The sequence below is a fragment of the uncultured Nonlabens sp. genome (genome assembly GCF_947495285.1).
Lineage (GTDB): Bacteria > Bacteroidota > Bacteroidia > Flavobacteriales > Flavobacteriaceae > Nonlabens.
Map to the genome: position 1 here is coordinate 20,048 of NZ_CANLXZ010000008.1, position 23,127 is coordinate 43,174.

The 23,127-nt window shown below is 35.5% G+C and carries 20 protein-coding genes; 8 read left to right on the forward strand and 12 right to left on the reverse strand.

The window, feature by feature from the left end; all coding sequences use genetic code 11:
• Nucleotide 1: 1 nt before the first annotated feature.
• The 4 genes from Q0838_RS04645 to Q0838_RS04660 all read left to right on the forward strand — a co-directional run bounded on the left by Q0838_RS04645 (nt 2) and on the right by Q0838_RS04660 (nt 5,500).
• Nucleotides 2–760, forward strand: coding sequence for a tetratricopeptide repeat protein (locus tag Q0838_RS04645; protein WP_298951899.1), 759 nt, complete (start codon nt 2–4; stop codon nt 758–760).
• A gap of 112 nt (nt 761–872) precedes the next feature.
• Entirely contained in the window at nt 873–2,720 is a 1,848-nt protein-coding gene (locus tag Q0838_RS04650; protein WP_298951900.1) for a SulP family inorganic anion transporter, read from the forward strand.
• Between the two features lie 216 nt (nt 2,721–2,936).
• A complete protein-coding gene (locus tag Q0838_RS04655) occupies nt 2,937–3,932 on the forward strand; it encodes an NAD(P)H-dependent glycerol-3-phosphate dehydrogenase (protein ID WP_298951901.1) in 996 nt (331 codons plus the stop codon).
• A gap of 14 nt (nt 3,933–3,946) precedes the next feature.
• Entirely contained in the window at nt 3,947–5,500 is a 1,554-nt protein-coding gene (locus tag Q0838_RS04660; protein ID WP_298951902.1) for an aldehyde dehydrogenase family protein, read from the forward strand.
• A gap of 377 nt (nt 5,501–5,877) precedes the next feature.
• On the opposite strand, the gene folK is transcribed toward Q0838_RS04660, so the two are convergent.
• Entirely contained in the window at nt 5,878–7,008 is a 1,131-nt protein-coding gene (gene folK / locus Q0838_RS04665) for a 2-amino-4-hydroxy-6-hydroxymethyldihydropteridine diphosphokinase (protein WP_298952032.1), read from the reverse strand.
• Nucleotides 7,009–7,072: 64 nt separating this feature from the next.
• Between folK and Q0838_RS04670 the strand changes: the two genes are divergently transcribed.
• Together Q0838_RS04670 and Q0838_RS04675 are read left to right on the forward strand one after the other, a co-directional pair.
• Nucleotides 7,073–7,771 carry a queuosine precursor transporter gene (locus Q0838_RS04670; RefSeq protein WP_298951903.1) on the forward strand — a complete coding sequence of 233 codons (699 nt, stop codon included), beginning with the start codon at nt 7,073–7,075 and terminating at the stop codon, nt 7,769–7,771.
• Between the two features lie 9 nt (nt 7,772–7,780).
• On the forward strand, nt 7,781–10,516 hold the full coding sequence (locus tag Q0838_RS04675) for an AsmA-like C-terminal region-containing protein (protein ID WP_298951904.1): 2,736 nt from the start codon (nt 7,781–7,783) through the stop codon (nt 10,514–10,516).
• A 73-nt stretch (nt 10,517–10,589) separates the two neighbouring features.
• On the opposite strand, the gene Q0838_RS04680 is transcribed toward Q0838_RS04675, so the two are convergent.
• The 6 genes from Q0838_RS04680 to Q0838_RS04705 all read right to left on the reverse strand — a co-directional run bounded on the left by Q0838_RS04680 (nt 10,590) and on the right by Q0838_RS04705 (nt 18,416).
• Nucleotides 10,590–11,393 (reverse strand): TIGR03915 family putative DNA repair protein, encoded by an 804-nt coding sequence (locus tag Q0838_RS04680; protein WP_298951905.1) that lies wholly within the window; start codon nt 11,391–11,393, stop codon nt 10,590–10,592.
• A complete protein-coding gene (locus Q0838_RS04685) occupies nt 11,390–12,652 on the reverse strand; it encodes a putative DNA modification/repair radical SAM protein (RefSeq protein WP_298951906.1) in 1,263 nt (420 codons plus the stop codon). Before Q0838_RS04685 ends, Q0838_RS04680 begins: the two co-directional genes overlap by 4 nt.
• A gap of 130 nt (nt 12,653–12,782) precedes the next feature.
• Entirely contained in the window at nt 12,783–15,902 is a 3,120-nt protein-coding gene (gene dnaE / locus Q0838_RS04690) for a DNA polymerase III subunit alpha (protein ID WP_298951907.1), read from the reverse strand.
• A gap of 28 nt (nt 15,903–15,930) precedes the next feature.
• On the reverse strand, nt 15,931–17,148 hold the full coding sequence (gene dinB / locus Q0838_RS04695; protein WP_298951908.1) for a DNA polymerase IV: 1,218 nt from the start codon (nt 17,146–17,148) through the stop codon (nt 15,931–15,933).
• Between the two features lie 142 nt (nt 17,149–17,290).
• Nucleotides 17,291–17,575 (reverse strand): hypothetical protein, encoded by a 285-nt coding sequence (locus tag Q0838_RS04700; RefSeq protein ID WP_298951909.1) that lies wholly within the window; start codon nt 17,573–17,575, stop codon nt 17,291–17,293.
• 13 nt (nt 17,576–17,588) lie between these two features.
• Nucleotides 17,589–18,416, reverse strand: coding sequence for an SOS response-associated peptidase (locus Q0838_RS04705; protein WP_298951910.1), 828 nt, complete (start codon nt 18,414–18,416; stop codon nt 17,589–17,591).
• Nucleotides 18,417–18,547: 131 nt separating this feature from the next.
• Here Q0838_RS04705 and Q0838_RS04710 point away from each other — a divergent pair, with 131 nt between their 5' ends.
• Both Q0838_RS04710 and Q0838_RS04715 read left to right on the forward strand, forming a co-directional pair.
• The gene (locus Q0838_RS04710) at nt 18,548–19,318 is read left to right on the forward strand and encodes a S24 family peptidase (RefSeq protein ID WP_298951911.1); all 771 of its coding nucleotides are present in this window, start codon (nt 18,548–18,550) and stop codon (nt 19,316–19,318) included.
• A gap of 58 nt (nt 19,319–19,376) precedes the next feature.
• A complete protein-coding gene (locus tag Q0838_RS04715) occupies nt 19,377–20,039 on the forward strand; it encodes a DUF2461 domain-containing protein (RefSeq protein ID WP_298951912.1) in 663 nt (220 codons plus the stop codon).
• Between the two features lie 3 nt (nt 20,040–20,042).
• On the opposite strand, the gene Q0838_RS04720 is transcribed toward Q0838_RS04715, so the two are convergent.
• From Q0838_RS04720 to Q0838_RS04740, 5 genes are all read right to left on the reverse strand, one after another.
• Entirely contained in the window at nt 20,043–20,270 is a 228-nt protein-coding gene (locus tag Q0838_RS04720) for a hypothetical protein (RefSeq protein WP_298951913.1), read from the reverse strand.
• A gap of 72 nt (nt 20,271–20,342) precedes the next feature.
• Complete coding sequence (locus tag Q0838_RS04725; protein WP_298951914.1) at nt 20,343–20,504, reverse strand: hypothetical protein; 162 nt, start codon at nt 20,502–20,504, stop codon at nt 20,343–20,345.
• Complete coding sequence (locus tag Q0838_RS04730) at nt 20,505–20,690, reverse strand: hypothetical protein (protein ID WP_298951915.1); 186 nt, start codon at nt 20,688–20,690, stop codon at nt 20,505–20,507.
• Nucleotides 20,691–20,693: 3 nt separating this feature from the next.
• A complete protein-coding gene (locus Q0838_RS04735; protein ID WP_298951917.1) occupies nt 20,694–21,671 on the reverse strand; it encodes a carboxypeptidase-like regulatory domain-containing protein in 978 nt (325 codons plus the stop codon).
• Entirely contained in the window at nt 21,649–22,914 is a 1,266-nt protein-coding gene (locus Q0838_RS04740; protein WP_298951919.1) for a glycosyltransferase N-terminal domain-containing protein, read from the reverse strand. Before Q0838_RS04740 ends, Q0838_RS04735 begins: the two co-directional genes overlap by 23 nt.
• Nucleotides 22,915–23,127 lie beyond the last annotated feature (213 nt).

Here is a 23,127-nt window from a genome sequence, read left to right on the forward strand (position 1 = left end):
GATGAAGAAGACGTTATCCATATTGTTGCTGCTTTTTGTTTTTATAGGTAATTCACAAGAGTCTTTTGAAGCAGCTGCGTTTACAAAAGCAAACGAGGCGTACACAGCAGAAAATTTTGACCTTGCTATTGCAGGTTACGAGCAAATACTTAAAACAGGTAAGCACAGTGCTGAGGTTTATTTTAATCTAGCAAATGCTTATTATAAAATTAATGCTGTAGGACCTGCGGTTTATAACTTTGAAAAAGCACTTCAGTTAGATCCAGAAAATCAAGATATAAAGAATAATCTCAACTTTGCTAACCAGATGAAAATTGATGCTGTAGAAGATACTCAAGCAGTTAGTATAGGATCTAACCTAGAGAAATATGTTGCTTCTTTAAGTGTAGATGAGTGGGCTTACTTTAGCATTCTATTAGTTCTGTTTACCGTTTTGATGGCTGTATTTTATTTCTATGCACAAACGGCTGGTAAAAAAAGACTTTTTTTTATTTTTATGTTTGTAGGTATTCTATTTTCTGCATTAGCTATTTATGCGGCTTTTTATTCTAAAGATCATTTGAATAAAGAACAGTATGCGATAGTATACACCGCAGAGTTTATCGTGAGAGAAGAACCTAAAGAAACGGCTATCGAGAGTTTTACCCTACATGAAGGTACTAAGGTAAAAGTGCAAGAAGAGTTTAACAATTGGGCACTAGTTTCTTTGTCTAATGGTAATAAAGGATGGATGCCTCTCGATAAGATTAAAAAATTATAAAATTTAATCTTCTACTAATCTTTAAACACCTTTTCCTATCTTACATTTATTGCAGTAACTTTAATCCATTGCTTGTAGCAATTTGATATGTATATTTTAATAAAGTAGAGATATGTTTAAACACTTTAAAGGAGATTTACTCGGTGGTTTAACTGCAGGAGTAGTAGCATTACCACTGGCGCTTGCCTTTGGTGTGCAGTCAGGAATGGGCGCAGTTGCAGGACTGTACGGCGCTATTTTTATTGGTTTTTTTGCATCACTATTCGGTGGTACGAGTACACAAATTTCTGGGCCTACTGCACCTATGACTGCTGTTAGTATGGTAGTCATTGCTGGAATAGTTCAAGTCTATGAAGGTGAACTCGCAAATGCTTTACCAGCTATTCTAGCTGTATTTATTATGGCCGGTATCTTGCAAGTCTCTCTAGGGATTTTAAAACTAGGTAAATACATTAAATACATACCTTATCCAGTAGTTTCTGGATTCATGACAGGAATAGGTGTGATTATTCTTATCACACAAATTTTACCAGCCATAGGTTACTACCCTGCAGAGGATGATCAGTTTTTAGAAAAGTACAACCCAGTAGCAAGAGAAGTAGTATTAAAAAACATAATTAAAGATCAAGTAGACGGTAAACTACTCGTTATAGAAAACCTAGAAGCCACGGTAGAAAAGGCAAAAGAAATCACTCCAGATCAAATTCTGGCAGAATCTAAAATACAAGCAAAAAAAGATAGCATTGGAGTTCTAGGCACCTTAAAAACATTACCTACCGCCATTAAAAATATCAACTGGTTAGAATTAGGGCTTACCTCATTGACCATATTTATAATCTTTGGCTTTAAACGCATTACTAGTACCATTCCTTCTACACTGGTTGCCTTATTGAGCGTGTCTATCGCCGTGTATTTTATAGGTGTAGAAGTACGTACAATAGGAGAAATACCCACAGATTTACCTAGACCTAATTTTGCTATAATAACAGAATTTGATCTAGGTACCGTTGCGCCCTATATTTTCACCGCTCTCACACTAGCTTTTCTAGGTGCTATAGATTCTCTACTTACCAGTGTAGTCGCAGATAATATGACTAAAACTAGGCACAATCCTAATAAAGAACTTATAGGTCAGGGAATAGGGAACAGTATTGCAGCCTTCTTTGGCGGTATACCGGGCGCAGGAGCAACCATACGTACCGTAGTAAACATTAACTCTGGAGGTAAGACTAGACTGTCAGGTATGGTAGCTGCAGTGATGTTACTTGTTATAGTAGTTGCTCTAGGTGGTCTTGCCGAAAATATTCCTAGTGCTGTACTTGCAGGTATACTAATAACCGTAGGTATAGGTGTTATGGATTATAAAGGACTTAAAGTATTAAAGTCTATTCCTAAAAGTGATATAGTCGTTATGTTTGTTGTTTTGGTCCTCACCGTTTTTTGGGATCTAGTTTACGCAGTAGGAATTGGGTTAGTGATAGCTAGTTTAATTTTCATGAAAAAAATGGGAGATTCTAATAATAATAAATCTGCTATTAAAAAACTGTCCGATATTAAGAATCTGGATCACGCAGACTATTCTCGCATACCAGTTAAACTTAGAGAAGAGATTTTTATTAAAGAACTTTTTGGACCTATGTTTTTTGGATATACTCGTGATTTTCAATCTATGTCTAGAGATGTTCCAGAATATGCTACCCATGCGATTATACGTATGAAAAAAGTGCCCTTCATAGATCAGTCAGGACTATTTGCATTTGAAGATGTATTACAAAATCTTATTCAAAAAGGAATTCAGCCATTGCTAGTCTCAGTGCAAGAGCAGCCTTTGTACAGATTAGAAACCATAGATATAATTCCTGATTTAATAGGTAAGGAACATGTTTTTAAAGATTATGAGGCCTGTCTTAACTGGATAGTTGAGCATGTAGAAGACACGGTGCCAGCTATAAAAGAGTAGAAGGGAATTGTTCTCGCTTCCGCGAAAGCGTAAACCTCATAAATAGGAATTATAAATAATAAGATTAAAGAAATCAAAAGTCACTGTGCAAGTCTTTTTGTAAAAAGCACAAAGTCTGAGAGGTGAATTATTTCCTTGTTATCGTACTGTTTGTAAACGATATTGATAATTTTATTGCCTTAAAAAAATGGTATCTTTGATGTCCAAATAAATGATATGGATCAGACCAAAAAAATTGCTGTAATAGGTGGTGGTAGCTGGGCGACAGCCATAGTAAAAATGCTTTGCGAAAACCTCGATACCGTTTACTGGTACATGCGTAGCGATTATGCTATCGAGCACATAAAACGCAATGATCATAACCCTAACTATTTAAGCTCTGTAGAGTTTAAGGTAGATCAATTGCATCTTTCTAGCGACATTAATGAAATTATAAGCCAGGCAGACCTTTGCATTTTTGCAGTGCCTAGTGCCTTTGTATATAAAGAATTAGAAAATCTAACGGTGCCTCTCCAAGATAAAATCATCTTTAGTGCCATTAAAGGAATTGTTCCAGAAACTGGACTTATAGTAGGAGAACATTTTCATGAGCATTACAATATAGAATTTGATAACATAGGTGTTCTTACAGGGCCATGTCATGCAGAAGAAGTTGCTCTAGAGAGACTTTCTTATTTAACTATCGCATGTGCTGACGAAGCAAAGGCAAAATTTCTTGCTGACAGAATAGAAAGCGACTACATTAAATGTAAAATAAGTGACGATATAATAGGTACAGAATATGCTGCAATGCTCAAAAATATCTATGCTATCGCGGCAGGAATAGCTCACGGTCTAGGGTATGGAGATAATTTTCAGAGCGTGTTGATGAGTAATGCCATACGTGAGATGAAACGTTTTATCAAGAAAGTACATAAGATGAAACGTAATATTAATGACAGTGCCTACCTAGGTGACTTACTAGTAACTGGTTATTCTGGTTTCTCGCGCAATCGCTTATTCGGTAATATGCTAGGTAAAGGTTATACAGTTAGAAGCGCACAAATGGAAATGAGTATGGTGGCCGAGGGTTATTATGCTACTAATAGTGCTTTTAAAATTAATGAAGAAAAAAGGGCCAAAACTCCTATCCTAGATGCCGTTTACAGCATCTTATACGATAATAAAAACCCTAAAAAGGTATTTAAAAAACTGGCTGATAAGCTGGACTAAACCAAAACTATACAATGTCAACACTTGCAAAAGATTTTGGGATGGATGTTGCTCTAGAGCAATTGGTTCTCAAAGAATTAAATCACGGTACGTCTACTGGTAACGATCACTTTGGTAATGGAGCTACTATCACTTCTTCATCTCCTGTGGATGGCGCTGTAATAGGTAAAGTAACTGCTACAACTCAAGAAGATTATGAAAAAGTAGTGGCCAGTGCCCAAGCCGCTTTTAAAGACTGGAGAATGAAGCCTGCTCCCTTACGTGGTGAGATCGTACGCCAGTTCGGTGAAGAATTAAGAAGATTAAAAGAACCTCTAGGTAAACTTGTTTCTTATGAAATGGGTAAATCTTATCAAGAAGGTCTCGGAGAAGTACAAGAAATGATAGACATCTGTGATTTTGCAGTAGGTCTTTCTCGTCAGTTGCACGGTTTAACGATGCACTCTGAGCGACCAGGACATAGAATGTATGAGCAGTACCACCCACTAGGAGTAGTAGGTATTATTAGTGCATTTAACTTTCCAGTGGCGGTTTGGGCATGGAACACAGCTCTTGCATGGATATGTGGAGATGTCTGCATATGGAAACCTAGTGAAAAAACACCTCTTTGTGGTGTTGCCTGTCAGAATATTATCGCAACTGTTCTTAAAAATAACAACCTACCAGAAGGAATTTCATGCCTCGTAAACGGAGATTACAAAGTAGGAGAAATGATGACTACAGATAAGCGTGTACCACTTATTAGTGCAACAGGTTCTACTCGCATGGGTAGAATAGTAGCTAGTAAAGTAGGAGAACGTTTAGGTAAATCATTATTAGAATTAGGTGGTAATAATGCAATAATAGTTACTCCAGATGCTGACGTGAAAATGACAGTTATAGGTGCTGTTTTTGGTGCTGTAGGTACTGCAGGACAACGTTGTACTTCTACACGTCGTTTAATCATTCATGAATCTATGTATGATAAAGTAAAAGACGCAGTAGTTGCTGCTTATGGACAGCTTAAAATAGGGAATCCACTAGATGAAAATAATCACGTAGGTCCTATTATCGATAAAGACGCAGTTGCTGGTTATAACAATGCTCTAGAGCAAGTGGTAAAGCAAGGTGGTAAAATACTTGTAGAAGGTGGCGTACTTTCTGGTGCTGGTTATGAAAGCGGTTGTTATGTAAAACCTGCTATTGCAGAGGCTACTAACGATATGCAAATCGTACAACACGAGACATTTGCTCCAGTTTTATACTTATTAAAATATTCTGGTGATGTAGAAAATGCACTGGAATTTCAAAATGGTGTAGCACAAGGACTTTCTAGTGCTATCATGACTAATAATTTAAGAGAGGCAGAACACTTCCTTTCTCAAAGAGGTTCTGATTGTGGTATCGCAAACGTAAACATAGGTACTAGTGGTGCTGAGATAGGTGGAGCCTTCGGTGGTGAAAAAGATACCGGTGGTGGACGCGAGTCAGGATCTGACGCATGGAAAGTCTACATGAGAAGACAGACCAATACAATTAACTATACTACAGAATTGCCTCTTGCTCAAGGGATTAAATTTGATTTGTAAAAGTTAGTTTAATAGACTCTTATTCAAGATCAATATAGTTGACCAGATTGATTTTCCAGAAAATTTGGCTAGAAAAAAGCTAGATTCTTGGAAGGGTAAATGTTCCAAATTTATCTGGAATCTTTAGGTATTATCTAAATCTATAAGACCACCTTAGAAATAAGGTGGTTTTTTTTGTGTCAAACTAAGTTTTTGCTATAGGTAAAATAAATTCTATCCTTGGGAGAAATATGATAATATAGATTTCAAGTAAATTGAGAAAACTTTAAAGCGATTCTGCTCTACAAGGTAATGACGATTAAAAGAAGACTTTTATTCTGCAGCCGATAGTCAATTAGAAAGTGAATGTCTTAAACGATATAATCATGTAGTAAACTCTAATCCTCTAGAATCAACTCCAGCACCTTTAAATAATCTTCTTGATTATTCACAAAATCCAGGTCACTTACATCGATCACTTTTACTTTTAACTCTTGCTGCGATCTTATAAAATCGGCATAGCCTTGCTGTATTTGAGAGAGGTAGCTGGCTTCTATGTTTTTCTCATATTCACGGCCGCGTTTTTTAATATTCTCGAGCAATCTATCTTCTGTTTGATAGAGGTAGATGTATAAATCTGGCTTAACCAGTTCTTTATACATCATATTAAAAAGGCGTTTATATAAAGAGTACTCTTCTTTTTCTAGTGTTATTTTACTAAAAATAAGTGACTTAACTACATAATAATCAGCTACGGTAAATTCTTTAAAAAGATCTTGTTGCGCAACATCATCGCTTAATTGCTGGTACCTATCGGCTAGAAAGGACATTTCTAGTGGGAAAGAATACCGTTCTTTATCTTCATAAAAAAGAGGCAAAAAAGGATTGTCTGCAAAACGTTCTAAAACTTGTTTTGCATTAAAATCTTCTGATAATTTATGTGTGAGACTGGTTTTTCCACTACCTATATTTCCCTCAATGGCTATAAAGTTAAGGTCTTGGATAGGATACCGCTTTCGCGAAAGCGGAATTTCAACAACCACCTTATTTTCTAGTTGCTCTAGACTATTAGAAATTTCTTGCATGGTTTTACCCAATACAGGGTGCTCGATTTTTGCGGCAATATCTACCAGCGGCTGCATTACAAAATTACGATCTTGCATTTTACTGTGCGGTATCTGTAGATGTGGAGTATCGATAACCTGGTGGTCATAAAGTACAATATCTAGATCAATTACTCGATCTTCATAAACATCTCCAGTACGTGGTACGCGGCCCATGTCTTGCTCTATTTGCTGTAAAATATTTATAGCCTGTAGAGCTGTTTTGTTACTATGGACGAGTATACAAGTATTTAAAAAATCACCACCATTAAACCCAGCTGCAGGGACTTCATACACGCCAGCAACTTTAATAATAAGGCCTAATTGCATTTCTATACGACGTACAGCATCTACGAGGTGTTGTGCTCTGTCCCCTATATTGCTGCCTAATGCAATGAATATATTATGGTTATGATTTGTTGAGATACTTTTAAATTTTGCAGCAAATTAAGGAATAATAACACACTGTTGAAGTACTTTTACCATAATTATGAAGACACTCACGGGTAGAAAACTACGTCTGGCTCATCGCATTTATTTAGTGCTCGGTGCATTATTTATTTGCTCGCTAGTGGTTTCTAACCTTATATTTCAAAAATTCTTCCATTGGAATCCCATGGGACTTTATAATTTTGAAATATCAGTAGGGTTATTACCCTATCCTATAACATTTCTTGTAACCGATTTAGTTAGTGAGATTTATGGGCGTCGTAAAGCAAATGATCTAGTTCTAGCAGGTATATTTGCATCTGTATTTAGTTTAGGAATAGTTGCTGTTGCAGCCGTTACACCTGCTATAGATGGTAGCCCTATTCAGGATGCCGTTTTTAATAAAGTGTTTGGTGCAACGACTATTGCTGTAGTAGCGAGTATGACCGCTTATTTATTTGCTCAATTTGTAGATATACATATTTATCATTTTTGGAAAAAACTTACTGGTGGTAAGATGCTCTGGTTGCGTAATAACTTCAGCACGGTATTTTCGCAGTTTGTTGATACTTTAAGCGTGTTATTGTTCTTGTGTTATTTTGAGGTATTGTTATGGGAACAATTCTGGCCCTTATTAACGGCTGGTTTCCTGTTTAAAATGCTGGTAGCATTAATAGATACGCTATTATTGTATGGTGGTGTTTACATTTTTAGACGTTTATTTAAACTGGAAATAGGAGAAGAAATTAAAATTGATTAAAAAGAAATCATGAAAAAGTTATTTAAAATATTAGGAGTCACGTTGCTAGCCGTTATCATTTTGGTCGTTGCAGCACCATTTTTCTTTAAAGATCAAATAGCCCAAATTATTAAAGATAAACTCAATGCATCTATGGATGCTCAAATTGATTTTGCTGATGTAGATTTGAGCCTTTTCAGTGCCTTTCCAGATGCACGATTAAACATAGAAGGTGTTTCCATTATCAATAAAGCACCATTTGCTGGTGATACTTTATTCTATGGTAGAGAGGTAAAACTAGACTTGCCTATAGGTGATTTATTTAACGACGCTAGCGAGTCTATCCATGTTAATGAGTTGATAGTTAATGGTGCAGTAAGCCGTCTTACGGTAGATGAAGAAGGTAATTCCAGTTGGGATATTGCAAAGGAAGACACAGCTGCAGTGACTGCTCAGGCAGATACAATAGAAGAAGGTACTGGATTCTCTTTTGATCTGAAACATTATGAGCTTACAAATACACAGCTTACTTATGAAGATAAGAGTACGCAAATGAAGTTTGCGATGTCTCAAATGAATCATTCTGGTAACGGTGATTTTTCTTTGGGACAGAGTACATTAGACACCTATACAGAAGCACTTGTTTTTTATACCATGGATGGAATTGATTATTTATCTGGACAACAGGTAAAACTCGATGCAGAGATTCTCATGGATCTAGAAAACCAAAAGTATATGTTCCAAGAAAACAAAGCATTCATCAACGATTTAGAATTAAAGCTAAATGGTTTTGTAGAGCTAGAAGACGCTTATACTATGGTAGATCTAAGCTTTGACACACCATCTTCTGACTTTAAAAACTTCTTTGCAGTAATTCCAGAAACGTATCGTAAAAACCTTGCAGGCATAACCACTACTGGAGATTTTACAGTAAATGGGACGATAAAAGGTGCGGTAGATGATACACGCATTCCAAAAATGGATATTAGAATAAGTTCTAATAATGCTTCTTTTAAATATCCAGATTTGCCTAAAACGGTAACTAATATAAATATAAATGCACAGCTTAAAAACGATACAGGTAATGTAGATGATACCTATTTTAATGTGGCTCAAACTTCATTCCATATAGGTAGTGATAGAATAAGTGGTAGTGCGATGATTAAAAACCTAACTACTAATATGGACGTAGATATTAATGCACAAGGAAATCTAAATTTTCAAAACCTTGCACAAGCATTTCCTCTTCCAGACGGCATGACACTAGATGGTAAACTAGCGCTGGATATGGCAGCAAAGTTTGATATGAAAAGTATCGAGAAAGAACGTTATGAGCGTATCACTACTAAAGGAACTGCTAGCCTAACAGATTTTAAGTATGTAGGTGATGCTATGACTAAGCCTCTTACTATTAATAAGGCAATTGTAAATATGACTACTTCTAGAATTAAACTAGAAGATTTTGACGCGCAAACTGGTAATACAGATTTAAAAGCGAGTGGTACTATTAATAACCTAGTAGGATTCTTGTTGCAAGATCAAGACCTTAAAGGAACATTTAATGTAAGTTCTAATACACTTGATGCGTCAGACTTTATGACTGCTACAGAGGTAACACCAGCGCAAAAAGCAACCGATAAAACGCAGAATTCTACATCATCCACTACAAAAGAGGCTATTAAAATACCGGCTTTTCTAGATGCAAATTTAGACTTTCAGGCAAATCGCGTTTTGTACGATGGATTAGATTTAAAGAATGTTAGTGGTATAGCATTAGTGCGTGATGAGACACTAACGCTTAATAATGTAAAGACCGATATTTTTGACGGTAATATAGGTGTAAACGGTTCGGTAAGTACAAAGGGAGATACGCCTGTCTTTAATATGGTGCTGGATATGAAAAATCTAGATATTGCAAAATCATTTGAAGGATTTGATATGTTTAAATCCTTTGTTCCTATTCTAAAATCATTACAAGGTAAAATCAATACCGATATTACCCTATCTGGAAATTTAGATAATGAGCTGTCACCTATTTTAGGTACAGTTGTAGGAGATGCTTTTGCACAAGTGTTGACTAAGGATATTAATGCGGCTAACAACCCTTTATTGGGCAAGCTAGACAATAAAATAAGCTTCATAGATTTAGAAAAATTTGATCTATCTGATATTGCTACAAATGTCAATTTTAAGGACGGTGCTGTACAAGTGTCACCATTTGATTTTAATATTAAAGATATTAAAGCTACTGCCAGTGGTAATCACAGTCTTACTAATGAGATGGATTACACACTAGCGTTAGATGTACCTGCAAAATACTTAGGTAAAGAAGCCGCCGGTTTACTTTCTAAATTACAAGCTGAAGACGTAGAGAAAATTAAGGTGCCTATTCCAGTTAAATTTTCTGGATCATTTTTAAGTCCTAAAATAGATTTAAATCTAGACCTTGCAGTTAAAAACTTAACTAATCAGATTATAGAAATTCAAAAGACAAAATTAAAAGACAAAGGAGAAGACGCGTTAAATAATGCTGTGAATGATATTATAAGTGGTAACAATCCTTTAACTGGTATTAAAGATGTAATAAAAGGTAACGATACTAAGGCTAGCGATTCTACTAAGGTGACTACACCTAAAGATTCAACAAGAACAACCCAGCCAGTTTCTACAGAAACTAAAGACAAGGTAAAAGAAGCTGCTAGTGGTTTAATTAATAACTTGTTCGGTAAGAAGAAAACAAAAACAGACACCACTAAGACGAAATAGGTTCTGTACAAATACTTAGATTCCCCAAAAGTAGAATTAATTCTATCCTTGGGGAATCTTCTTTTTAATATAATTATACTTTCTCACTTAAATACTTCCAGTATCTTTTTGGAACGTGCTGTAAGTGTAGTTTTAAATTTTTTCTAGACTCTATATTGGTACTTTTAAAATATTGATTCCAGAGATCTTTGTAGTTGTTCTCGCTTTCGCGGAAGCTACCCTTTACAGTCATTTCATCATCTTTTCCAGAAATAGTTGTGTTTAAAATACCACGTTGACCTCGCGCTTTATTAAAATCTATTTGCACCTCTTGGACGGTTTTAAGATCATAACTAATTCCGTAATTACGTTTTAAATCATATATGATCCATTTCTGGTCGGCATAGCGATTTTTAAAATGCTTCATTATAAGGGGTAAAACATTAAAATCTGGTTCTATGTTAGCGTAATAAGTTTCTTCATCGATAAGGTGAAAACGTACAAAAGCCTCCATACGGTGCTTTTCACGACCTACCATTTTTGCAGCCTGTGATAGTTTTAGCACAGTCGTGTTTGCATAATCACCACTAGGCGCTTTTTGATCAATAAAAGTCATTTTTAAGTACTCATAAATGGTGTTTTCTATACCTATTATTTCACTTAAAAAAGCACAGTACACTTGATGAGAATCGTGATGATTACATAAAGATTTAAAGCGATTCCATACACGTTGTGCTTTATCAGGATCTGTAATTACCAGCTCTGTCCCTTCAAAAAGGTCGTTCTGTGTTCGAGAATCTAGTGCTATAATAGGCAGTTTTATCTTACGATCATAAATCGTAAAAATAGCAGTCATTAAACCATTTAAACTACCATCATATAATAAGGTCGTGGTCATGAGAATAAATTTAATTGGTTACTGAAGTTCTTGTGGTACTTGCTGCTAGAATCTAGCAGGATTAAGTTCTTGATCTTTGCACTAGTTAGATCTCTAGATTCAAATTCACGAGAGTCGCAGGTCATAAAATATTTAGATCTATTCATAGAAATACCTATCGCCTTTAAATGTTCCCAGTTTAATTTCCTGTAACGTCTTGCACTTAAAATTTTTCCTACAGATCGCATTCCTATACCAGGCACTCGCGCCAGCATTCTTTTATCTGCCTTATTGATATCTATAGGAAACAGATCTAGGTTGCGCAATGCCCATGATAACTTAGGATCTATATCCATATCTAAATTTTGATGCGTGTCGTTTAAAATCTCTTTAACGTTGAAACCATAAAAGCGCAGTAACCAGTCCGTTTGATAAAGTCTGTTCTCTCGCATCATAGGGACTTCAGTACCTATGGCAGGTAGTCTAGAATCATTTGCCACAGGTATATAACCAGAGTAATAGACACGTTTCATCTGGAATTTATCATAGAAAAAATTTGCGCTGTACATGATATCTCGATCACTTTCTCCGGTAGCACCTACTATCATTTGTGTGCTCTGGCCTGCAGGTGCATAAATAGGAGTGCTTTTAATAAGTTTCTTTTCAGATTTATAGATTTGAATAGAATTTTGTACAGCCTTCATCGGTTTGATAAAATCCTTATGGTCTTTATCTGGTGCGAGTAACTTTAGTCCAGCCTTAGTTGGGATTTCAATATTTACAGATAATCTGTCAGCATATAAGCCTGCTTCCTGCATTAATTCATCACTAGCTCCTGGAATAGACTTTAAATGTATGTAACCATTAAAGTTTTCTTCTTCTCTTAGTTTCTTAGCCACGCGTATGAGTCTTTCCATAGTAGCATCTGGACTTTTAAAAATACCAGAGCTCAAGAACAATCCTTCTATATAGTTACGACGGTAGAAATTAATGGTCAGGTCAACAACTTCTTGCACAGTAAAAGCAGCACGTTTTATATCATTAGACTTTCTGGTTACACAATAAGCGCAATCAAAAATGCATACATTAGTCAGTAAAATCTTAAGTAACGATACACAGCGGCCATCTTCTGTATAAGTATGACATATTCCCATACCGCTAGAATCACCTAATCCTTTATTCTTATTTTGTCGTTTACTACCACTACTGCTGCAGCTTACGTCATATTTTGCCGCGTCAGCTAGTATTTCTAGTTTCTCTTTTATTCTCTCGTAGTTCATATTAATGGTCCACGCAGGTGGATGTCTCTTTTAATTCAATACCTATTCAAGGTACTATTCCTTTAATCATTCTGTCATGCCTTCGCAGTAAGGCATCGGCTAGTTTTATCTCAGTTTAATTTAACTCTCATTACACTTGACGAGATTTTCTAGACCCACCAGGTTGATGAATCTCCATTTTCTCATGCGGTAATTCTTGTTTACGGTAACCATTGCTATTTCCCATTCTTCGGTCACGTAGACTGGATTGTTTATCTAGCCGCTGTATGGTCTGTGGGTTTTCTTCTGCATATCGTGGATCTTGAATATAATCTGCTTTTTGCATGTCATGTACTTCGATAGAATAGAAGTCAAATTCTTCTACGACCTTACCATATATTTTATAAATACCGCTTCCGCGAAAGGTGATTTTTGCAGCTACTGGCGGAAACATAACCGTATCAAAAAACCTACCGTTACGGTCTAAAAATGTACCAAACTGCATGCGTTTGCCCTTTGCTGTATGAGTCGTTTTAATGTTAACTACATAACCATAAATGAGTATCATTTTGTTATGATGTGTTTTCATGTCTTCTAGATCATAACTATTTATAGGTTCTTCTACTAATAATTCAAAATGAGAGCACAAGGGAAAACCTAATAATTCAATCTGTTCATAAGCTAGTTCTAATCTAGTGGTGTGTAATTGCGGTATGGTAGCTGCTCTATGTTCAGGAACAAATAATTTATTCTGAATATATGTTTGTGGAGATTTATCTAGTTTATAATGCGCCTGCCATAATAACTCATAACGATCCATGCCGGTAAATCTAAAAGCATCGATACGTATTAAAATAGATAGCTGATCTATACTTATAAGAACACGATTTATAAAATCTTCTAGAGAAATAAATAAGCCATCTAAATGACGCGCCTCTATAAGACGTATCATCGTTTTCTTCTCTAGTTCTTTAAGGTAACTGTAACCTAGATAGATACTATTACCTTTAATAATATTTGCTATGTTACTATGGTTAATACATGGTGGTTCTATAATCGCACCACACATTCTAGCTTCATGTATATAAAGTTCTGGGCTGTAAAAGCCACCACCATTATTTAATGTTGCTACCATATACTCTAACGGGAAATAGCGTTTTAAATAAAGGCTTTGATAACTCTCTACAGCGTAGGATGCAGAGTGACCTTTGGCAAAAGCGTATCCAGCAAAACTCTTGATCTGATTCCATATCTCTTTAGTCTGTACAATATCATGTCCTAGGTCCAGACAATTTTTAAAATACTTGTTCTCTACTTTTTGAAACTCTTCTCGTGACCTGTATTTACCGCTCATTCCACGACGCAGTACATCAGCTTCGGCAAGGTCTAGTTTTGCATAATAATGTGCGACTTTTATAACATCTTCTTGATAGACCATTATCCCATAAGTCTCTGGCATTATTTCCTGCATGATAGGGTGCGCTTCTTTACGTTTTTCTGGATACCGCGTGCGTAAAATAAACTCGCGCATCATACCGCTTTGAGCAACACCAGGTCGTATCACAGAACTGGCTGCAACTAGTCCTATATAATCGTTAGTTGCTAGTTTGCTCAATAGCATTCTCATAGCTGGTGATTCTATATAAAAACAACCTATACATTTTGCCTGTGAGATCATGCTGTTGATCTCAGGATCTTTCATGAATTTTTTTATGTCAGTATGTACGTTTGCAATTTGCGCATCTGGCTGATTGTACTTTACTATTTCTATCGCATCACGTATTTTACCTAGACCACGTTGAGCGAGAATATCAAATTTGTGTATTCCAGCATCCTCGGCAATGTGCATGTCAAATTGCACCGTGCGATACCCCTTAGGCGGTAAACTGGTCGCGCTGTAATAATGTACGGGCCTTTCAGTAATTAAAATACCACCGGCATGTATGCTGGTATAGTTAGGCATGCCTTTTATTAAATGACTGTACTTAAGAACCAGCTCATGCATTTGATCTAGACGTTCTGGTTTAAAATTACCTGTAGTAAGCATATCAATATCTGCTCGTGGTAGACCAAAAACCTTACCTAGTTCTCTAATAACCGCTCGGTATTGAAAGGTGTTGTATGTCGCTAGTAAAGAGACGTTCTTAAACTCGTCAAAAATAAATCTTGTTATATCCTCTCGATCATCCCAAGAAAAATCAATATCAAAATCTGGTGGACTCGTTCTATAATCATTTATAAAACGTTCAAAATATAGATCTAATTCTATAGGGTCTACATCAGTTATTTGCAGCAAATAAGCAAGAATACTATTGGCACCACTACCACGTCCTACATAGAAATAACCTTTAGTGCGTGCATATTCACAAATACGCCAGTTGATTAAGAAATAAGCGACAAAGCCTTTCTTTTTTACGATTCCTATTTCCTTTTCTATGCGTTCAATTACATCGCTTTTATCTTCCTTATCGCCATACCTGTTTTCAATTCCGTTATAAGCCAGTTGTTTAAGTTTTTTATAGTCGGCTTGTTTACTTGTAGAGTAAATATGTTGATTTGCATTAAGTTGTGCATTTTCAAAATCAAAACTAATGCGACATTGATCTAATAACAGAGTGGTGTTTTCAATGATAAAAGGATAGTCTTCAAATGTCTTTTTAATCTCCTGAACAGGTATCATTTGATCCTCAAAATCTCCTTGTTGTGAGACGGGCATCTGACTTAATAAAATGTTTAAATCTATACAACGCAGTAATCTATGTGCATTAAAATCTCTTTTGTTTCTAAAACTAACCGTTTGCATTACGACCAGTTTATCCTTCATTTTCACATATTTGGTAAAAGGCAGTTTGCGTAATGCGGCGATAGAGATTCCTATGTATTCGCTTTCGCGAAAGCGAGATCCATCCATTTCTACCACCTTTTTAAAAGGATAGATGATAAAAGCATTTTTAAATGCTGGTGCCTGTTCAGGAAAAGGTGTTTTGTTTTCTAGATGTAGAGATAAGAATTCGTTTAATTCTTGATATCCTTCATTATTGCGTGCTATGCCTACGTATAACTGTTGGTGGTTGTTTCTAAAATCTATTCCTAGTACTCCTTCTAGTTTATGTTTTGCACATAACCTGATAAAATTAAGGCAAGCACTGGTGTTATTAATATCTGTAAGTACAATTTTTTTAACGCCATTTTCTAAGGCAAGTTCAATGAGGTTTTCTTCATTAAATGTACCGTACCGTAGTGAGTAATATGTATGATTGTTAAGGTACAAATGATGCTTTTTTTAATTAGAATTAATACTACTGTTTGCGATGGGCAAGAACAACTGGTGGTAGTCCATTAAATGGATTTAACATTCTGCCTATTGTTTTTGCCTCCATACCGGCGGCTCTCATCACAGTTCTATCACCATATTTTTCTCTTATTTTATCTAGAGCGATATATAGATTTATTGCTGTTTCATTATCATCAAAGAGGTTGATCTGGTAGTGTCCGTTTACAATGTGTGAAAATCTAATTCCTATTAATCGTATCAAGAGTCTGCGGTTATAAAGTTTTTTAAAGAGTTCTAAGATGTGCGGTATGAGTACATGGTCTGCGCTGCAATAAGGAATGCGCATTTGTTTTGTATAAGTATTAAAGTCCGAATATTTAATTTTCACATTTATACAACCAGTTAATTTATCACCGCGTCTAAGTTGAAAAGCCAAATTTTCTGTCATAGCAATAAGGATAGAATTCAGTTTTTTTACATCTATGGTATCTCGATCAAATGTGCGCTCTGTACTTATAGATTTACGCTCGTTAAAAGCAACAACTGGTCTGTTGTCTAACCCTTGTGCACGACGCCATATCATGCTGCCATTTTTACCTAGTACATTAGTTAACATCTCTTCTGGCATTTCTTGAATAGTGTGTATGCGTTTTACACCTAGATGTCTCAAGGTTTGATAAGTTTTATCACCTACTTGTGGTATTTTCTTTACAGATAGTGGCGCCATAAAACCTTTTTCTTCTCCATGATTAATCATCAATTGATTATTCGGTTTTGCCTCGCCGGTTGCTATTTTAGAAACAACTTTATTAGTAGATAGACCGAAGGAGATAGGTAGTCCTGTTTCTTTAATTACTTTCTTACGCAATTCTGTAGCTAGTTTATAACATCCATAAAAACGATCCATTCCAGTGAGATCTGCATAGAACTCGTCGATGCTCGATTTTTCAAATAATGGGGTTTCTTGTTTTATAATTTCTGTCACCTCGTCCGAGTGTCTAGAGTAAGCACCTGCATTACCTCTTATAACTACTGCCTCTGGACATAGTTGTCTAGCAAGTTTCATAGACATACCACTATGCACACCATAGCCTCTAGTTTCATAACTGCATGCAGCTACCACACCACGATCACTCGTACCACCTACTAATAAGGGTCGGTTTTCTAGTCGTGAATCCATTTTTCTCTCTACCGAAACGTAAAAAGTGTCTAGATCTAAGTGCATGATTTGTTTATCGCTCATAGTTGTTATTCCTGTATTATTAGGAATCGATTTGTTTGATTTTATTTAAATGCTTTTTTAAAACAAGAGGTTAAAAAACCTCACAAGATTTTTCTTGTGAGGTGTATGTTAATCAGTTTATTATTTATGCGTAGCTACTTAATTAATCGATCATGTTTTTAATAACTAGATCATTTACGGTAGGCTCCATAAAATTCACAAAGGTCTCTTTTTCAATTTCGTTTTTAAAATGAATACCATTTTGTTGTAGTACCTCATGTAATGTATGATAAACCTTATGGATAAGATCTTCGGTTTCAGCAACTTTATCAGACCAGGTTTTTACTTTATGTACGACTTTCATAGTCGCTTTTTTTCCTGTCTTTCTTTTAATTACGAGTTGTTCTACTCTTTGGGCTAACTCTGTTTTAATAAGTTCAATATTCATGTCGGTAATCATTTTAAAATAAAACAAATTGGTCTCCTTCTACTAGACGTTCTTCTCTTATAACATAATCATCTTCTTCGGCATATTTAAGACGTTCATATAAACAGCGATCGTAATCCTTGAAAAGTTTATCTCCTGTAGGTTTTAATAATTCAAGTCCGTTTGCATCAGGACTTTTTATTTTTGAAGATATAGGATAAGCATTAAATCCTTTAGAATCAAATGGCTCCATCATTCTAGAAAGCTCTGCAACTGACATATCTGAATTAAGCCATTTTTCTTCATCTTCTCTACTTAATATAACTGGTGCTCTATGGTGTTCTATTCTTTGTGTAATTCTATTTGCAGCACTTGTTAATATAGCTACTGTATGGTGCAATTCTCCTGTTAATGGATGTTGCCATGTATCATATATACCTGCTAGAGCAAATGGGCCTCTGTCGCGATTAGGATAAACCAGATATGGTTTGTTAAGTTTCTCTTGTTTAGGTCCTTCTATAAAAGCATCTACTAGAACTAGACAACGTTGTGATTTTACAGCATGTTTAAACATAGGTTTATTAAAAATACCCATCGCTCCTTTATACTTAGGATTATTCTCTGGATTCAAATCGCCTTCACTACGCGCATTAATCATATACGTCTGTTTATGTGCCCATTTAGGAGTATATCCTAAGGTAAACATCTGTATATGGTTGGGTTGCTTGTTTGTGATGACAGGTATTTTATTACCTGCGCTTATGTTCACATTTTCATTAAGTACAGTGCCTTTTATAAAAGCAGCATTAAAACGCTTTTCTAATTCTGCCGCTGGTGTAATTATCGTTGCTCTTCCACACATAATTATAGTATTTCGGAAATATTCCTAGAATAATTCCTATTAACGATTCAAATATATGGAATAATTCCAATATTATGGAATAATTCCACTGTTAAAATTGGAAATATTCCTAAATACCCTATATTTGTTCTATGGCACAAGAGATTTCAACAGAAGCAAAAAGGTTTAAACAAGTTCGTGAAGACCTAGGAAAGACACAAAGTGAATTTGCAGACTTGCTCGATGCAGGTAGTACAACGGCAGATATTGAACGTGGTAAAAAGAAAATTACAGGTAAGATCGTGACGGAGTTGTTGCGACAGTTTAACGTGAATCCGCTGTGGTTGTATGGTAACAGTTATAATAAGTATCTAGAAACTAGCACGAGTACCGCTCCTAAAATCATTACTATGGATACTAACGATCGTGAAAACATGATCATGGTACCTATAAAAGCAAGTGCTGGATATGCGAGTAACGTTCAAGATACAGACTGGTATAACGATTTGCCTGCGTTTAATATACCCTTACCACAGTATAGAGAAGGAAGTTATCGTGCCTTTCAAGTAAAAGGTGATAGTATGTTGCCGGTCTTACAACCTCAAGAATGGGTAATGGGTAAAGCGGTAGAAAGTGTGCGCACTGCAAACGATAACCGCATTCATGTAGTGGTTACCGCAGATAGTGTTCTTGTGAAGAAACTACGCAAATCAGAATCTCCAGAAGCGGTAAATTTAATTTCTTTAAATAGGGAATATCCAGTTATCGAGCAACCAGTTGTAGATATTAAAGAGCTTTGGGAAGTGAATTCTAAGCTCAGCTTTGATCTAGACGTTCATGAAGGCGAGGAAGCGATGATTTCTTTAAAACAAGGCCTAGATAGTTTGCGTGAAGAAATACAGAGCATTAAAAAAGGGAAGTAATAGGTTGTTTGTTCCGCTTTCGCGAAAGCGGATATTCTAATTATTTAAGAGACATAATATGGGTTTTGAGCATCTTTATGACTTTCTAGAACGATTACAAGTCAATAATAACAAAGAATGGATGGTAGTGAACCGCAAAGAATACCAAGCGGTGCGTTTATGGTTTATAAATTGGCTTACAGAAATGCAAGAGCGTCTGGTAGAAATCGATCCAGATTATACAGATACAGATGTTAAAAGGTCTATCAATAGGATCAATAATAATTTGATGTTTCAGCCTAATAAGCCTATTTATAAAGATCATTTTGGAGCAGGGCTGGACCTTTCATATCATGAAAAACAAAATGATTTTTATTTACAAGTAGGACTAGAGCAATCTTTTATAGCAGGTGGTTTTTATAGACCAGAAGCCAAAGTGCTCAAATCCATAAGAGAAGCCATAGATTATAACGGAGAAGAATTAATAGCAATTATTGAAAAGCCTTCTTTTAAAAAGATTTACGGTGAATTATATGACGATGGGAATTCTTTAAAAACAGCACCAAAGGGTTTTCCTAAAGATCATGAGCATATTGATTTATTGCGTAAAAAGACCTTTGCCGTAGAATATCCATTAACAAGAGAACAGATTCTATCTCCATATTTTACAGATCTTTATATCAAGTTGTATAAAGAGATGAAACCTTTTAGAACTTATTTGAGTGAAGCGGTAACGGTTTAAATTTTACTCTACCCATTCATAAAGTTGTATGTTCCTTTTCCAGCCACACTCTTTTTGCTCCAAAATAATAGCTTCACCGCTACCGTCTTTTTCTAACCTTATATACGCCAGATTCTTTTCTTTATTAAAAATCGGGATTGTGAATTTTAAAAAACTGTAGTTACCAGTTTTTTGATTTATACTATCTGCCGATTCTAAGATATTTTCATAAGAATAGTTATTTCTAGACATTTCTTTAACATCAAGAATTCTGAAACCATAAGTTGATAGCTCGTTAAGATCAATGGTTGAAACGCTTTTTCTTTATTTTTGAATGAAAGCCGTATCAGGTTCTGATAAGCTATTTGAGATTAATTCAAGTTCATTCAAGTCTGTGTTTTCTGTAGAGTAAGCAGTACGGTAACTAAAGTCAGATCCCGTAATGGTCTTTATCATATCGGGATCCATAGATAAGGGAGGTGACATTTATCCTTTACCAAAATTTGAAATTATCTCGCTTTTTGAATAAAGTATTTGAATATCTACTGTGTCAGAAAACACCTCGTTTAAAAATTCTAATTTAAACTCATTAGTGATTACAGTTGTTGTTGAATCAGATTCTTTGCAACCTATAAGAATTGATAATAGAAATAAAAAGATAAGTTTTTTCATCCTTTACTTATCCCTATAAAACACCTTAAACTCTGCGCCCATACCATAATCATCGTTTCCAGATCGCACTAATTTACTGTTAGGATTATAAGTCAAATCAAATAATTGCCAAGTCTTATTATTAAAGAAAATACGGCGTACCCATGTGTTTTTACCTTCTATTTCTTTAGTAAAAGGCAAAAGCGGTCGGTAAGTAGTAGAAACTTTCTCAAAACCAGATCTAGTTTTAATCTCTCGGTATTTCTTTGCCTTGATTAATTTTCCATCGGGCTTTGTATAACCTAATACTTGTATAGAAGCAAAAATTCCATTTTTAGGAATATTTATTTTAAGTTCTGTAATGTCTAGTTCGTATGTCTCTTCGGTAGTTTGATTGATCACAAATGTTTTTGAAGGATATAAAGATTTTCTCGATGGGCTGCCATCTTCTTGCACGTCATAAAAACTAACTCTAAACATCGTAGAAAATTTACGTAGCTTCCCTTTCTTACTACGCTGACTTTCTTCTAGAACTACAGGTAATTTAAGTTGAGTAATTTGTGTAGGCTCGCCATCATAACGTTCAAATTTTACGGCTATTTCACTTTCTACCGTAGGTAACCAGCAGTCAAAATAATTATCATGACCTATTTCCTTCTGCTTGCGATCTTTATGTTTGCCAGTAAGTGCGGCGCTTATGATTACGGTTTCTAGTTCGTCTGCTTCTAGAGTTAAAAAAACTTCAGATTTTAAATTGGCTACAGACACACTTAAGTCTGCATAACCGATGCTGGAAAAGAATAAAGAATCTACATCTTTATATAATTCTTTGGTAAACCTAAAACTACCTTCATCGTCGGCAAATGTTCCTTTACCATTACCAAAACTAATAGTAGCAAAAGCAATCGCCTCTTGAGTAGCTCCATCTTTGATAATGATGTCCTGACCTTGTATTAGGTTTAAGTTGAGTAATATGAGACTAATCCAGAATAAGTTTTTCATTGATGTTTTTTAAATAAGCGACTATCTCGCGAGTTGCGCCCGTATTGCTATTGATCCAGTGTCCACAAATCATACCACTTTTATCTCTAAAATGATCGTCTTCAAATAATTGGGTTGCGATAGATTTAAAATCTGTAGAAGTCGCAACAGAAAATAAGCCGCCTAAGTCTTCTAGTTTTCCAGCCTCAGGAAATTTTTCATAATTCTTGCCTATAATTACCGGTACACCGTAGGTAGCTGCTTCTAGAATGTTGTGCAATCCCTTTGTGCCCATTGCTCCACCTACATAAGCAACATCTGCATAGCTGTAGGCTTTAGTCAGTAAACCTATAGTGTCTATGATTAGGGTAGACGACTTTTTTAAATCATGAATAACACAGCCTTGTAGACTGCTCCATTTGGCTGGATAATAACTCAGTGTTTTTTCTAATTCATTTATGTGAGAAACTCCTACTTCATGCGGTGCGATAATGACCTTATAAGCTCCAGTCTTTTCATTTTCATTGAGCCAGTTTTTCATGATCTCAATGTCTTCTGGCCAGGAACTGCCTATAACTATGCATTTCTTGTTTCCTACAAATTCTTCTAGTTGCTTTATTGTACTGTCCTGTTCTATCAACTGGCTCGCACGGTCGAATCTCGTATCACCACTTACACTAGCATTTGTAAAACCCAGTTTTTCTAGATTTTTAAGAGAAGAATTATTCTGTAAAAAGAAATAATCAAAACTCTCTAGAGATCTAGTCATCCATTTTCCATACCAGCTATTAAATGACATTTTATCTCTAAAAACGCCACTCACTAATATAGTCGTACAGTCTATTTTTTTAAGCGCATTTAAATAATTAGGCCAGAATTCATACTTAATCATAATAGCCACCGTAGGATTTACCGTTGCCATAAATTTATTCACATTGCTTACGGCATCTATAGGTAGATAACAAACTACGTCTGCCAGGTGAGTGTTCTTTTTATTCTCATAACCGCTAGGTGAGAAAAAGGTAAGAATTATCTGAAATTTATCACGGTTAATATGTTCAATGACAGGCACTACTTGTTCAAATTCTCCTAAACTCGCTGCGTGTACCCATACTTTAGGCAGAGAAGATTTTACTTTCTGGTCTATAATATCCCATGTTCTCGCACGTCCTTTAACACCTAATTGGAGTTTTTTATTAAAGGGACCGGCTAGTGGTAGGCACGCTTTTGCAAAAGCGGAAAAAATATCATACAACGTCTTCAAAAATCAGTTTTTTTTCAAATGTAGCACAATAGCATTTACTAGTTAAATTTACAAGACTAAAACGTAGTGATATAAAAAAAAAATAGTTTCTCTATTTATCCAAAACCAGTGGTTATAAGTTTCCTTATCCTTAAAACTCCCAGTTGAGTAGTGTGAAATTAGGTGTAGGCATTCCTCTCATTATTGCTTATTTTTACAAGGACTAGTGTGGTT

Coding starts and splice junctions, on each gene's coding strand:
- Q0838_RS04645 (WP_298951899.1), top strand. CDS start 2: ATGAAGAAGACGTTATCCATATTGTTGCTGCTTTTTGTTTTTATAGGT.
- Q0838_RS04650 (WP_298951900.1), top strand. CDS start 873: ATGTTTAAACACTTTAAAGGAGATTTACTCGGTGGTTTAACTGCAGGA.
- Q0838_RS04655 (WP_298951901.1), top strand. CDS start 2,937: ATGGATCAGACCAAAAAAATTGCTGTAATAGGTGGTGGTAGCTGGGCG.
- Q0838_RS04660 (WP_298951902.1), top strand. CDS start 3,947: ATGTCAACACTTGCAAAAGATTTTGGGATGGATGTTGCTCTAGAGCAA.
- Q0838_RS04670 (WP_298951903.1), top strand. CDS start 7,073: ATGAAGACACTCACGGGTAGAAAACTACGTCTGGCTCATCGCATTTAT.
- Q0838_RS04675 (WP_298951904.1), top strand. CDS start 7,781: ATGAAAAAGTTATTTAAAATATTAGGAGTCACGTTGCTAGCCGTTATC.
- Q0838_RS04680 (WP_298951905.1), bottom strand. CDS start 11,393: ATGACCACGACCTTATTATATGATGGTAGTTTAAATGGTTTAATGACT.
- Q0838_RS04685 (WP_298951906.1), bottom strand. CDS start 12,652: ATGAACTACGAGAGAATAAAAGAGAAACTAGAAATACTAGCTGACGCG.
- dinB (WP_298951908.1), bottom strand. CDS start 17,148: ATGAGCGATAAACAAATCATGCACTTAGATCTAGACACTTTTTACGTT.
- Q0838_RS04700 (WP_298951909.1), bottom strand. CDS start 17,575: ATGAATATTGAACTTATTAAAACAGAGTTAGCCCAAAGAGTAGAACAA.
- Q0838_RS04705 (WP_298951910.1), bottom strand. CDS start 18,416: ATGTGTGGAAGAGCAACGATAATTACACCAGCGGCAGAATTAGAAAAG.
- Q0838_RS04710 (WP_298951911.1), top strand. CDS start 18,548: ATGGCACAAGAGATTTCAACAGAAGCAAAAAGGTTTAAACAAGTTCGT.
- Q0838_RS04715 (WP_298951912.1), top strand. CDS start 19,377: ATGGGTTTTGAGCATCTTTATGACTTTCTAGAACGATTACAAGTCAAT.
- Q0838_RS04720 (WP_298951913.1), bottom strand. CDS start 20,270: ATGTCTAGAAATAACTATTCTTATGAAAATATCTTAGAATCGGCAGAT.
- Q0838_RS04725 (WP_298951914.1), bottom strand. CDS start 20,504: ATGTCACCTCCCTTATCTATGGATCCCGATATGATAAAGACCATTACG.
- Q0838_RS04730 (WP_298951915.1), bottom strand. CDS start 20,690: ATGAAAAAACTTATCTTTTTATTTCTATTATCAATTCTTATAGGTTGC.
- Q0838_RS04735 (WP_298951917.1), bottom strand. CDS start 21,671: ATGAAAAACTTATTCTGGATTAGTCTCATATTACTCAACTTAAACCTA.